Source organism: Congregibacter brevis (assembly GCF_045689245.1).
In the GTDB taxonomy this organism is placed as follows: Bacteria; Pseudomonadota; Gammaproteobacteria; order Pseudomonadales; family Halieaceae; genus Congregibacter; species Congregibacter brevis.
The window spans coordinates 230,669-243,820 of sequence record NZ_CP136865.1 but is presented as its reverse complement, the minus strand read 5'-3'; the positions used below and the strand labels follow the sequence as shown (position 1 = coordinate 243,820).

The following is a 13,152-nucleotide window of genomic DNA, read 5'->3' as shown; positions in this document are numbered from 1 at the left end:
TCGATGATTCTTCAGCACTTTTATTGGTCTACGGACCTATGTTGAGAGCTGGTAAGTCTAATTCTTTGCTAGGGGTACGCCGCCATGCGTAGCTCTCACGGCTTTGATCGAGAAGTGCTTCTTCGTCGGCTGGCACTGGCTATTGTTATTGCTGGTGTGGTTTTGACACTTCTTGAGATTCTCTAGCGGGCGTTTCTTCGTTTCCATACCAGCTGTCCTATACTCAGCTAATGAACAGAATACTGGTATGCGTTTTTTTGCTGTCGACCCCACTCCTTGCCCAAACGGTCTACAAAACAGTGGAAGACGGCGTGACTACCTATAGTGATAGTCCTCCCGAATCCGGACCCGCGGAAGTGATGACCATTGATGTGGCTCCACCCGCAGAGGATGGCGTTCTTGAGGAGCGTTTGGCTGAGATGCGCGACACCACTGACCGTATGGCGAGCGACCGGCGCGAGCGTGAGAAGCATCGTGCGGAGATGCGCGACTTACAGCAGCCAGCGGTTGCGACCCCGAGCACACCTCAACCGGCGACGGGCTCCATGACCACTAGCTGGCAGAACAGCTACTGGCCCGACTATGGGCGGCCCGTGCGGCCCCGGCCGCCACATCGTCCTGGGAAGCCTGTTCGCCCTCAACCTCTTCCGCAGCCCTATGTGCCAGGATGGTCGGTCATGCAACCGGGCAACTCACAGCTAATGCGACCCATTGTTTCGGGGCGACGCTAACGACCTAGGGCGTGTACCAGATTGGCGAGCTGTAGGCTCGCTCCTGAGTGATCAGCGGCACTCCTTCGGGTACGGTAACTCCAAAACGCACTGCGTCATAGGCCGTCCAGCGGGGTGTTGGAATTTCCAGTACTCGCACGTAATAAAATGCCGCTTCTGAAGGATTAAAATCCGGGTCTTGCCACACGGTGGATAGCTCCCCGGCGCCAATGCTGTTACTCCAACTTGGCACGCTCAGGTCAACGGTGTTCCCGACGCTGGGCAGTTTGCCTGCTTTATCGAGGGCGCGGTCATCAGACCAGGCGACGTTATACACCTTCTCTTTGGCTTCGCCGTCAGTGTTTACCCAGCCTTTCACGACCTGAACGCGATCCAGGTTTGCGCCCATGGGGTCGCGCAGCGCAGAGATTAAGAAGCGCGGAGCTTCATCCCCAGCCGGGGGCATCTCACTACCCATAGGCACGCCAGCGGCGTAGCCTCGCTGAGCGAGGTCCGGGGCATGGGCGTCGCTAGCTTTGAAGTTCCAGCCGCCAAAAAAGCGTAGCGCGATACGCGGGCCTGTAGTCGCATAGGTCTCCCGACGTTCCATAGCATCAAAGATTGCGGTCCGGCTGTTCTCGTCAGCCCAGACAGCCGTAACGCCCGCAGCGTTGTACATAGCGCCGCTGAAACCCTCGATGCCGAGGTCCGGATTGGTTTTTCCGGGGTGAGACATACGCTCCGGGCTTGGTTCAGTGGTGGTGAATTTGGAAAAGAAATTGTCTTCGTTGGGAGCCGACAGGCCTGTGTGGGTATCCGTGGCGCCCTCGAAACCAAACTGGTAGGGATTCACACCGATGGTTTGTTGTAACTGCAGTCCGCGCAGCAGCCCCGATCTTGCGTACTCGCCTGGGAGCATAGCGTCGGTTTTCTTTTCGGAAACATCGAGATTTCCATAGTCCCAGGTTTCGAAGTCCGCAAATTCATCGTCGGGAGAGAGGAGTGGATGGGCCTCTCCGTCACCTTTGAATTGGGTCACTTCATAGATCCGCTCCCAGGTCATCCGGCTCTTGGCATAGGCTGCGTCCAGTTCTTTGCCATCCTCAAAGTCATCCCGAAGGGGGAACATCATGCCGTTGGAGAGGTTGCCGTTATGCGGGATCGCTGTGACGTCACCTCCGGTCTCTTCTTCATAGGCAGCCATCCATGCCCATAGATCTTTAGGGTCCTGACTACCCACCGGCGGCATCATGGTGAATGGCACAACTTCCAGCGCTTTATCAGCGTTGTCTCTAAAAATCACGTTACGATGGAGGTTGTTCCCTTTCACGAGTGAGGTCCACTCGTAGGCGATAAACGTCGTGAACTGTCCTGGATCGTTAAACTCTTCAGCCGCCGCAACCAACCGCTCCCATACGCGTCGGTAAGCGGGGACGCCCGGTTGGTAAAGAAGTGCCGGCGGTGTCTCACCTTGGGAGAATTGCGCGATTAAGCGGTACATCGCGTCAGCCGCCTGCTTTCCTCCCGCGTTGAAATCTTCGTGATAGCCGCGACCTGAGGAGTCCTCCATGACATTTGGAGTGCCTTCCAATAAATCACTGATCAAACCCATGCCATCGGAGTGGTCTGTGATCATAAAAAAGTCATAGGGCCGTTTTAACTTTACCGGCTGGCCGGTGTTAGAACGCACTTCTTCACCCCGAGCGAATCGGTAGGCGTCCTCCGGCATTAAGCGTGTGCCGGAGCCCCCTGCGTCAGCAGACAGGCCGGTGTGCACGTGTGTATCGCCAAAGTAGACCTGCCGTTGGGGGCTGGTTCCTGCATACGGGGAATAGGGTTCTTGTGCTTCGGCGGCGCTGAGATGCAAAGCTGCGGTCATGAGCGTCGCGTTGCAGACAATGAGCGCGAGCATTCCCTGGCGGGCTCCTGGGATTTTACGAAGCATTGTGTTGTTCCCCTTATCGACGGCGCTAGAGCACCGTTAGTCTTTTATTATCGCGGAGGGTATTGGGTCTCCGTTATTGCACGAATGCAGTGACCCGTTCGATAGTCCAAAACGCTGCGACGCTCCCGATTGCATAACTTACTGTGCGTTTCACCAAGCTTGATGGTACCCGGCTTACACGACCGAGTAATGTACCCACAATGACGACGGCAGCGACAAACAAGAGTTGTCCTGCCTCTACGCCTACGTTGAACATCAGCAGAGCCACGGGAATAGCAGTCTCGGGCAAACCTACTTCCTGCAGAGCCCCCGCAAAGCCTAAACCGTGTAAGAGGCCAAAGCCGAAAGCTACGATCCACGGAGCTCGAGCTGTAATAGAGGAGCGTCCTTGCTGCTCATGGATTACCTCGGCGGCAACAAACACGATGGACAAGGCAATGACCGCCTCCACGGGTGGCCCAGGCAGGCTGATCCAGCCCAGAGTGGCGCAAACCAGCGTAATGGAATGTGCCACGGTAAAAGCAGTAATGGTGATCACCAGGCGGCGAAGGTTTCCGACCAGTAACAGCAAGGCGAGGACAAACAGGAGGTGATCGATACCACCGAGAATGTGCTCGACGCCGAGGACAAAGTAGGCGACTGCCACCTCTCCCGGGCCGGGTGATGCTGTTACGGTGAATACCGGCTCGGCGGGCTGCAAGCGTTCGAGTTGGGTTGTGCCATCCATACGCTCGACGCGCACGATGACATCGGTCGCGCCGCCGAGAATGCCATCAATAGTGATTTGCTGGTCGATGAGCCCGCCGGTGGCGACGATCTCAAAGCGTTCTTCCCAGGCGTTGTTGATGATGGCGCTGCGTGATTCACCCGCGCGTTCCACGTTGCCGGGAAAGACTACTCGCGCGGCCAATCTGCGGTTATCCGGCAGTGCAGGCACACGCCAGAGTACGCTGTAGTGCTCAGCATCAGTCTGGGATAACTCCAGATAGGCGGGCCGGAAAATGTCGGCGCTCGCAGCTTGGCTGAGAAGCAGGAAAATCATGGTCAGCAACTGGGCCGAAACTGTCTTCATATAGTCTTCATTTCGCGTGGCCAAAACTGGTCGTGGTTGGCGAGTTTAGCGGCTTGAGTGCTTAGCGTCAGCCTAGGCATCCCAAAGGCGCTTGGAGGAAGACGACACCTTGTTGCTTTGATAGTCTTAGCGGCCGATTTTGAAGAAGAGACACTTCGGCATGAAGCGGATTTTAAGCACACTATTGGGCCTGTGCATTGCGGGCTCGGTTTTTGGCGCAGCACAAGACGCGGCGTCGACACTTTACAAAGGCCTTGAATGGCGCAACATCGGTCCGGGCTTTATGTCTGGCCGCATCGGCGACATCGCTCGCCACCCCACGGATTCCAGTACCTGGTATGTGGGTGTAGCTTCCGGTGGCGTCTGGAAGACCAGCAACGCAGGGGTAACTTTCACCCCGATTTTCGATGACGAAACGGCCTACTCCATTGGCGCTTTGGCCATCGATCCGAGTAACCCCCACACCGTTTGGGTGGGCACCGGTGAGAACAATGGCGGCCGGCATATAGGCTTTGGTGACGGCATCTACCGCTCTGATGATGGCGGGGAAAACTGGACAAATATGGGACTGCCTGAGTCCCAGCATATCTCCACCATTATTGTGCATCCCGAAGATTCCAATACCGTTTGGGCCGCCGTTCAGGGCCCGTTGTGGACCAAGGGTGGTGAGCGCGGTCTATATATGACCACCGATGGTGGCCAGACCTGGGAAAAGACTCTCGGCGGTGGCGAGTGGACCGGTGTAACCGATGTGGTGATCGACTCCCGTGATCCAAATGTTCTGTATGCGGCTACCTGGCAGCACCAGCGCACCGTCGCCGCGTACATGGGCGGTGGCCCCGAAAGTGGCCTTCACCGCTCCCTCGATGGCGGTAAGACCTGGACCAAACTGACCGAGGGTCTTCCTACAGGCAATATGGGCAAGATCGGTCTAGCTATTTCGCTGCAGAACCCCGATGTTGTCTACGCAGCCATTGAGCTGGATCGACGGAAGGGCGGTGTCTGGCGTTCCGATGATCGCGGTGCAAGCTGGGTGAAAGGTGCCGACGCGGTGAGTGGCGGAACTGGGCCACACTACTATCAGGAACTCACAGCCAGCATGCATAAGCACGACCGGCTGTATCTGGTCGGCCCTACTGTGCTCAAGTCCGAGGACGGTGGTTTGACCTTTGAACCCATGCCTCACCCTAACCAGCATGGCGATATGCACGCGATTGTGTTCGACCCTGAAGATCCAGATTACATCATGATGGGTACCGACGGCGGTGTGTACGAGAGTTTCGATCTCGGTGACACCTGGCGGTATATGAGCAACCTGCCCGTGACGCAGTACTACAAGCTTGCCCTAGACGACACGGAGCCTTTCTACAACATTTACGGCGGTACCCAGGACAACAACACCCAGGGCGGGCCCTCGCGCACGGATACCGTAAACGGTATTCGCAATGCCGATTGGGAAGTGATTCTGGGTGGCGACGGCCATCAGCCGGCGACGGAGCCGGGCAACCCCGACATCATGTACGCCGAGTCCCAGAAGGGAAATCTGAACCGTGTGGATACGACTACGGGCGAGAGCATCTACATTCAGCCGCAGCCGGCGCCGGGTGATCCGCCCGAGCGATTCAACTGGGATTCTCCGATTCTCGTGAGCCCCCATTCACCGGCGCGCATTTACTTCGCTTCTCAGCGTGTGTGGCGATCGGATAACCGTGGTGACGATTGGACGGCGATATCTGGCGACCTAACACGGGATGAAGACCGAATGCTCATGCCTCTCATGGGTCAGACTTGGAGCTGGGACGCGCCCTGGGACATGTTCGCCATGTCGGACTACAACACCATTACGTCTCTGGCGGAATCGCCCCTGGTCGAAGGCCTGTTGTATGCCGCGACGGACGACGGTCTGATTCAAGTCTCCGAGAACGGTGGTGATAGCTGGCGTCGCTTAGAGGTGGGCTCGATGCCAGACGTACCTGACACAGCGTTCGTGAATGACATCCGTGCAGACTTGCATGATGCCGATACCGTTTACGTGGCCTTGGATAATCATAAGTACGGCGACTTTAAGCCCTACCTTCTCGTAAGCCGAAACCGTGGTCGCAGCTGGAGCAGTATCACAGACGGTATTCCCGATCGGCATCTTGTTTGGAGGCTTGTACAGGATCACGAGCGGGCGGGCCTGATGTTTGCCGGTACAGAGTTTGGCGTATTTATGACGCTGAATGGCGGCGATAGCTGGGAAAAGTTCAGCGCGGGTATGCCAACAATCTCTATTCGTGATATCCAAATTCAGCGACGCGAGAATGACATAGTAGCCGCAAGTTTCGGTCGTGGTTTCTTTGTCATGGATGACTATTCTGCACTACGGGAACTGAGCGACGACGCGATGGAGCAGGAAGCCACGCTGTTTGAAGCACGTGATGCCGACTGGTACTTCCCGCGCAAAGTGCTGGGTGCGCGAAAGCGTGGCTCCCAAGGCGACGATCTGTATGTCGCGGAGAACCCGCCCTTTGGCGCGGTGCTCACTTACCACCTGGCAGATGGCTTTTCGACCTTGGAGAAAATTCGCCAAGACGCCGAGAAGAAAGTCCTCGAGGCTGGTGATCAAGTGACCTTCGAAGGTTGGGATGCGGTAGAGGCCGAGCGGAGAGAGGCAGCTCCTGCATTGATGATGGTTATTCGCGATGCGAGTGGCAATGTGATTCGTCGTCTCGATGCGCCTACGGAGAAGGGTTTCCATCGTCTTGCCTGGGATCTCCGTCATCCTTACTACGGTTCCGTAGAGACTCCGCCTGACTGGCAGGGTCTGCCACCCAAGGGTTTCATGGTGATGCCTGGTACTTACAGCGCTGAGCTTGTTCTTCTTGAAAACGGTGAAAGTCGTCTCTTGGACGAGGCCGTAAGCTTTGAAGTGAAGCGTATGTACGGGTCAGCACTTAGCGGTGCGTCCATGGATGAGGTTGATGCGTTCTGGAAAGAGCTCTCCGCTGTCTCCGGGCAGGTGAGTGGCGCGCGCTATGCGTTGGATGACGCCATGGAGACGATTGCGACTATGCAAAAGATGTTGTCTGTAACGGCAGCGGCTCCCGGCGATATTGACGAGCGACTTCATGATCTTCATCAGGAACTCTATGAGATTGATGAAGCGCTCAATGGCAACAAGTCTGTGCAGGCGGTGGGAAACTATGAGTTGCACCGAGTGAACAGCTGGTTGGGTCATGCGAGACGAGGAGTGTCTAACTCCAGCTACGGGCCAACCGGCGCGCATCGTCAGAGTCTTGGCTATGCGGTGGAGGTTTTTGCGCCAATTCGCGAGCGACTTAATGCGGTGATTGATGCCGAGATCCCAGCGCTGCGCAAAAAACTGCAGTCCGCTGGGGCGCCGTGGGGTGCGGGCCAGCCCGTGCCCGCTAGCTAAGCTTCCTTGATGGTTGCGTAGTTAAATAACCGCTTAGATTGAGCCGCCAGGATCTTGGCGGCTTTCTTTCAAAATTTCTGCAAGCCAGGGCTTGTGCGTTGCAATTTCTGCATCACTCAGGCCCGTTATCTCGTAAGGTAAAACCAGCCAGTCATCGGTTTCGTGCAAGTAGTAATCGGGTACGCGCCCGGTTCGGTTTTTGGCGGGCTTGAAATAGGGCACGGCAATTCGCACGTCGTCGGGCATATTGCGTTTCGACTTTGATTCCAGTCTTTGAATGACCGCCTCTATATTTTGCCCACTGCTAAACACGTCATCGACAATCAGTAGATTGTCGTTCTTGTTCATTGTCTCGTAGAGATATTGAAGTCCGTGCACACGAATACCTTCGGGGTTCTCCACATTGCTCAGATAACTCTCCATTCCTCGGTAAGAGGTGCGGATGGCGATATGGTCTGTTTTAACACCCAGATACTGAAGACATTCCTGCACGTAGATGCCCACCGTGGAGCCGCCGCGCCATACGCCTACAATAAAGTCAGGACGAAAGCCGCTGTCATAAACTGACACCGCGAGACGATAGGCGTCTTGGAGTAACGACTCTTCTTCTACAAAAGTCTTTTGCAGTGAGGCGGTAGCGTTTGTCATTGGTTCTGGCTCTCTTCTTTGGCCTGAGTAACTTCTTTGCGATCCCTGAGCAAAGCCTTTCTCGCGCTGAGTGGGTCCCAAAGAGGTATGCCTCTAGTGCGCGCAATCTCCTCTCCACTGAAGGGAGGGATGTTACTGTGCGGTGGGTAGAAGACGTCGAACATCCAATTATAGATGTCCGCCAGTTTCTGGTCTGAAAGAGGAACTTGCGAGGCTCCAGGCACGCGAGTGAGGTAGGAGCGGCCTTCAGCCGTTTGGGCAAGCCAGTCCAGATCATGGCGCAGGTCCGGAACTTCCGGAAGCGTTCCCTCACCGTTTTCCAGATGGCAACCGCCGCAGTGCAGCAGATAGTTTGCTTGGGGGTCTGCCTGTGCGAGATTTACGCACAACAGCGCCGGCGCTAGTGCGAGTCCAAATGAGCGAAGGCGCAATGCTCAGCCTGCGTCAGCTTTGCCCACTACCCGGGCAAGGGTGCAGTGATAAGCGTGACTGTTAGAACCAAAGCACCAGAGAATGCTATTTGATTTTGAAGGAAAATAGACCGGGCGGTCTCCCTCTGAACGATGACAGCCACAACGACCGCAGGCGGACTTACCGCAGCAATCGTTATAGGAGATGAGATAGTCCTGACCATCTAGCGGGTTGTGGCAGGTGCCGACCCAAGCCACGCTCGCGGTTTCGGAACCCGGAGGACACTGGGTCATGCTGCCGCCACAGCAGCTACAAATCTGGCCGCTAAAAGCGCAATAGCGCCAGTAATCGCAACTTTGCTCATCGCCCATCTCCGAAATAGCTCCTTCGGATCCGGCGGCGGGAGCCGCTAAGGCATTAGCGTTTCCTGCATCTTCGCGCGCCATAGGAAGTAGTGGGAAGGCTCCCATACCCGTTGCCAATGCGCCTAACTTTCCCAAAAATGAGCGGCGAGACGTGCGTCCCGCAAAAAAACGCACCACGCCTGTGGTTGCGGCATCGATGTCGCTGAGAAGCTGCTTTAGCAATTCATTTTGCGTGCTCATGAGGCTTGCTCCAGTTGCTGCTCTTTGACGAGGTAATCCTGTAGAGAGTCGTAGCCACTCAACATGGCTTCCACCAGACTTTCGAGGTGCTCACGGCTGTTCACGAGACCTCTGGAACGCAGAACACCGTCGCTATCGATAAGTGCTGCATAGGGTAGTTTTCCCGCAGCAAACTTGAGTCCCAGCTCTGAGGAGAGCAGATAGGAGTAATTCTCAATGCCCATCTTTTCTATGTATTCGATGTGCTGAGGTAACTCTCCACCATCGCTCGCAAACAGAAGACGCAGTTTGTCGGAGCGCGCCATTGAGCAGGCCACCGGAACAAGTTCCTTGCAGATCGGGCAGGTCGGCGAGACGAACAAAATCAGTGTCGATGATGACGTCGTGCCACCAATGTTGACGCTCACACCGTCTATATCTTGAAGAGCAAGCTTGGGCGCCGCGGAACCTATTTCCGGGCCCGCGGTATTCATGAGCGCCCCTGCGGGTGCCAGGCGGGTGTGCAGCACCCCAATCTGTCTAGCGAGTGCGAGTACCACAATCACGAGCAGCGCGACCACAAGGCCGAGGATGAGCACCGCAACAGCTAGGGAATCAATGGTCATATGGGTTCCAGCCCTGAAGCGCACTTTGGTTTTGAAGAAGTTGGCCAACAGTTACGTAGCTAAGTACCAGCAGCGCACTCATGAATATCATCGCAGCGGCGTCCGCCGCGCCAAGTATCCGTGATGTTGTTGGTAGGGCGACTATCAGCGCTCCCGCAGCTAGTACGATGTTGCGCGTAACTAGCCAGTAACTCAGTGGCTGAGGGGTTCCCCCGCATCCACAGTCGATATCGCGCCTGCCGCGAACAAGATTGAGGAGCACGGCCAACGCATACATACCCAAGACCAGCATGGCGGTGAAGCCCGCGGCCTCCCGTGTTATGGGAACCAGAAGCGCGATGGCGATCGCCAGTTCCAGCCAGGGCAGAACTCTAGCCATCAGCGGCACCAGATTTCCAGGCAGCAACGCATAAGCATCTAGTTGCGCTTGAAATCGGCGTGCTTCGCTGCGTTTGTGCTGGCTTGCGCTAACAAACAACAAGAAGAGCGAGAGCGCGAGAGTCAATTGTAGGAGCGGGTCGATCACAGACTACTCTAACCTTTGAATCATGCTGGCATTGATCTCTGGTACGGTGCGCAACAAACGGCTACTTAGCGCATCGTGAATCAGTAGTTCTCCGCCGTCAGCCGGTGCGATAAGCAATAGCGGTTCATCGTCAGCGGTAAGTTCCAGAGAGCTGCCCATGGTTTCTTCGTCGAGCTCTAATACGTAGGCTCTGCGACGGGTTTGAGTGCTAAATGCCCAAACCTGCGTACCCGGGTCTTCAAAGGTTTCCTGGCCGCCACCCTGATGCATGAGAGTCACAAGTAGATTGGCGCTCGCATTGTAAGCAAAGGCTTGTCGACCACCGATACGCCAATCGTCATCTGCCTCAATGGGAACACCATTGAGGTCAGCAGCATCTTCGATGTCCTCGGGATTGATTGACCAGGGCTCACTGATTTGCACGGCGCCATTTGCCACCGACACTTCGTAAACCATGCCTTCCAGCGACATGAACATCCAGCCCTCTGGGGTGGGCACCGCGTAATCAAAAACAGGATCATCGCTCATACTGAAAAATGATTCGCTACGCAGTCGATCTACCTCTTCGCCGACGCTGTCGAGGCGAATATATTGAATGCGACCGTCGCCACAGGCCATGAGAAAGCCCGCGTCTACCGGGTAAACGCCCGCACAGCCTGGCGTTGAGATCTCTCCTACGAATCTGTCGTCAGAGGTATCGACTACGCTCACCGACATAGCGGGTGTGATATTCCACACACCGATAAAGCGCTCTTCAATCAGTCCAATCATGCCGCTGTGACCGATCCCCGCAGACTTTGGCGGAATCTCTATCTCTTTGATTGGTAGTGCATTCTCGAGATCAAAGACCAGCACGACATCGGTGCGATCGCCATAAAATGTACGCGTGTAGAAGCTGCCGTAGGAGTAAATGCGGCCTGCGTCCAGATGCGGCTCGATTGCCGGAGAGAACATCGATAGGGTGAGCGTCGCTTCCACGCTGCCCTCATCGCCATTAATGAGATAGGCGATTTCGCTGCCCCGGGCAGAAAACCAGTGCTCATCCGGGGTTCCGAGCTTCCGGGACTCACCAACGATAGAATCATAAGGCTGTGCCGCGATACTTTGCGTTACGCAAAGGAATGCGGCGGCCAGGTAGTGTTTCATGCTACCTCCCAGTGTAGGGATTAGCGGTCGGTGGCTTGCGGGATTGTAGTAATAATATGTACCTTGCGACCGCGCGAGGGTTGAACTGATGCTATACCAAGCCGTGGCAGTTAGGCAATGAGTTAGGTAAAGATCGATCATGAGTGCGTGAACTGAGCAGCGAAAGTGGGCCTGGGTCAGGAGAAAAGCATGTCGGAAAAAGTGTATCTAGGAGCCCAGGAGCTCCTTGAAGACTCCTTTCGCCTGGGAGCTAATGTAGTAGCTAGCGGCTTTCGGCCGACCATGATGATCGCTATTTGGCGTGGCGGTGCCCCCGTGGGTGTTGCTGTGCAGGAGATCTTGGCCCACTGCGGTATCGAGACCGATCACATCGCGATCCGAACCTCTTTGTACAAGCCCGAGATAGACGGGCGGTCATCGGAGATTCGCATTCACGGCATGAACTACCTCATCAAGAAGCTCACTCATGAAGACAAGCTGCTGATTGTGGACGATGTGTTTGATACGGGCAGTACCATTGATGCGGTTATCCGCTACATCGAAGAGAAGGCTCGGTTAAATACCCCCAAGGACATTCGCGTTGCCGTTCCTTACTTCAAGCCCACTCGCAACGTCACCGATCGTGTGCCCGACTACTTCCTCCACGAGACGGAGCAGTGGCTCAAGTATCCTCACTCACTGGAGGGCTTGAGTGCTGATGAGGTGGCAAAAGAGCGTCCCGCGCTCTTTGAGATTATTCAGCCTTACCTGTAAGCGAAGACACGCGGGAACCGTTAAACAATAGGTTCAGCGTCACCGCACTCACTGCGCCCAGAGTGATGGGGTTGTTGAGAATGTCGGCTACCGCTTTTGGCAGGGCCGAGAAGTAAATGGGGTTTGCCACTACCAACATCGCAGCGCTCAAGCTGATTCCCACCGTGAGTACGTTACCCGTGTTCTCGAAGTCTACGCGACGGAGTGTTTGGATCCCCGTTGCCGCAATGGAGCCAAATAACACCAGTCCGCAGCCGCCCAGTACCGGGGTAGGAATATTCGCCACCAGAGCTGCCGCTTTGGGCGCGAGACTCAGGAGTATGAGCATGACGCCAGTGGCGGCCACGACAAAGCGGCTGCGCACGCCAGAGACGCGAATTACCCCGATGTTCTGGGAGAAGGTGGTGAAGGGAAAGGCGTTGAATAGGCCGCCAATGATGGTGCCGAGGCCCTCAGCACGCAGTCCGGCGGCGAGGCGTTGTTCATCGACCTCCTGCTCGCAGACTTCACCGATCGCCAAATAATCGCCTGTAGACTCCACCATAGTAACGAGCATGGTGACGGTCATCGCGGCACAGGCGGCAACGGTGAAGGTGGGTGGGCCGAAAGCGAAGGGCATGGGAATACTGGCCCAACTGGCGGTAGAAACCCCGCTAAAGTCAGACATCCCCATAAGAGCACCAGCAATACCGCCTGCGACCAAACCCACGAGTATGGAAGTGCGCGCGAGAAAATCGTGGCCAAAGCGCATAACTAGTAGCACCAGAAGAAGGGTGCCAAGCCCGAGGCTCACTTCTGCCATGCTTGTGTCTTGAGCGCCAAAGCCCCGACCTCCGCTCAACCACATCACCGCAACAGGCATGAGGCTGACTCCGATAACCGTGATTACCGTTCCTGTGACCAGGGGCGGAAAAAAGCGCAAAAGCTTACTCCAGGATCCGGCGAGTAAAAGGCAAACAGTGCCACCGACTATCGTGCCCCCGAACATGGCTGTGAGGTCGCCGTTGGCGCCAATGGCGATCAATGGTGGGATTACAGCGACGGTCGTGCCCTGGACTACGGGTAGGCGCGTGCCTATGGGAAGACCCGGGATCCCGAGGCATTGGATTAATGTGGCAACGCCGCTACCAAAGAGTCCAGATGCCAGCAGAAAGGTGGTTTGCTCCTGAGGCCATCCCAATGCGCTGGCGAGAACCAGCGGTGCGATGATGATGCTGGCGTAGGCTGCCAGTAGCTGCTGAAAGCCAAGGGGCAAAGTCCAACGCAGGGGCAGCCATTCGTTTACGGGGTGTGTTGTGTCGTTATCCTGCATG

Annotated in this window: 12 protein-coding genes; 3 read left to right on the top strand and 9 right to left on the bottom strand. The window is 56.0% G+C overall.

All coding sequences use genetic code 11. The annotated features are described in order from the left end of the window. The first annotated feature begins 311 nt into the window (after positions 1 to 311). Positions 312 to 731 (top strand): DUF4124 domain-containing protein, encoded by a 420-nt coding sequence (locus tag R0137_RS01035; protein ID WP_407327868.1) that lies wholly within the window; start codon positions 312 to 314, stop codon positions 729 to 731. Between the two features lie 4 nt (positions 732 to 735). Here the strand turns inward: R0137_RS01035 and R0137_RS01030 are convergent, their stop codons facing one another. Together R0137_RS01030 and R0137_RS01025 are read right to left on the bottom strand one after the other, a co-directional pair. Then, complete coding sequence (locus R0137_RS01030; protein ID WP_407327866.1) at positions 736 to 2,655, bottom strand: DUF3604 domain-containing protein; 1,920 nt, start codon at positions 2,653 to 2,655, stop codon at positions 736 to 738. Between the two features lie 73 nt (positions 2,656 to 2,728). Continuing rightward, positions 2,729 to 3,727: a HupE/UreJ family protein gene (locus R0137_RS01025; protein ID WP_407327864.1), complete on the bottom strand. Its 999-nt coding sequence runs from the start codon at positions 3,725 to 3,727 to the stop codon at positions 2,729 to 2,731. Between the two features lie 160 nt (positions 3,728 to 3,887). On the opposite strand from R0137_RS01025, the gene R0137_RS01020 reads away from it, so the two are divergent. Next, a complete protein-coding gene (locus R0137_RS01020; RefSeq protein WP_407327862.1) occupies positions 3,888 to 7,145 on the top strand; it encodes a VPS10 domain-containing protein in 3,258 nt (1,085 codons plus the stop codon). Between the two features lie 33 nt (positions 7,146 to 7,178). On the opposite strand, the gene R0137_RS01015 is transcribed toward R0137_RS01020, so the two are convergent. Genes R0137_RS01015 through R0137_RS00990 form a run of 6 tightly spaced genes read right to left on the bottom strand, consistent with a single transcriptional unit; the run spans position 7,179 to position 11,086 of the window. Then, on the bottom strand, positions 7,179 to 7,793 hold the full coding sequence (locus tag R0137_RS01015; RefSeq protein ID WP_407327861.1) for a phosphoribosyltransferase: 615 nt from the start codon (positions 7,791 to 7,793) through the stop codon (positions 7,179 to 7,181). Further along, positions 7,790 to 8,224 carry a c-type cytochrome gene (locus tag R0137_RS01010; protein WP_407327859.1) on the bottom strand — a complete coding sequence of 145 codons (435 nt, stop codon included), beginning with the start codon at positions 8,222 to 8,224 and terminating at the stop codon, positions 7,790 to 7,792. Before R0137_RS01010 ends, R0137_RS01015 begins: the two co-directional genes overlap by 4 nt. 3 nt (positions 8,225 to 8,227) lie before the next feature. Further along, the gene (locus R0137_RS01005) at positions 8,228 to 8,809 is read right to left on the bottom strand and encodes a methylamine dehydrogenase light chain (protein ID WP_405273602.1); all 582 of its coding nucleotides are present in this window, start codon (positions 8,807 to 8,809) and stop codon (positions 8,228 to 8,230) included. Beyond that, a complete protein-coding gene (locus tag R0137_RS01000; protein WP_407327857.1) occupies positions 8,806 to 9,414 on the bottom strand; it encodes a thiol-disulfide isomerase in 609 nt (202 codons plus the stop codon). The genes R0137_RS01005 and R0137_RS01000 overlap by 4 nt, the downstream gene beginning before the upstream one ends. After that, on the bottom strand, positions 9,404 to 9,940 hold the full coding sequence (locus tag R0137_RS00995; protein ID WP_405273605.1) for a MauE/DoxX family redox-associated membrane protein: 537 nt from the start codon (positions 9,938 to 9,940) through the stop codon (positions 9,404 to 9,406). Before R0137_RS00995 ends, R0137_RS01000 begins: the two co-directional genes overlap by 11 nt. Before the next feature lie 3 nt (positions 9,941 to 9,943). Next, the gene (locus tag R0137_RS00990; protein ID WP_407327856.1) at positions 9,944 to 11,086 is read right to left on the bottom strand and encodes an amine dehydrogenase large subunit; all 1,143 of its coding nucleotides are present in this window, start codon (positions 11,084 to 11,086) and stop codon (positions 9,944 to 9,946) included. Positions 11,087 to 11,275: 189 nt separating this feature from the next. Here R0137_RS00990 and R0137_RS00985 point away from each other — a divergent pair, with 189 nt between their 5' ends. Then, positions 11,276 to 11,839, top strand: a complete 564-nt coding sequence (locus tag R0137_RS00985) for a phosphoribosyltransferase (RefSeq protein WP_405273608.1) — start codon at positions 11,276 to 11,278, stop codon at positions 11,837 to 11,839. Here the strand turns inward: R0137_RS00985 and R0137_RS00980 are convergent. Continuing rightward, a complete protein-coding gene (locus R0137_RS00980) occupies positions 11,820 to 13,151 on the bottom strand; it encodes a nucleobase:cation symporter-2 family protein (protein WP_407327854.1) in 1,332 nt (443 codons plus the stop codon). The two genes, R0137_RS00985 and R0137_RS00980, sit on opposite strands and share 20 nt — an antisense overlap. Position 13,152: the final 1 nt, after the last annotated feature.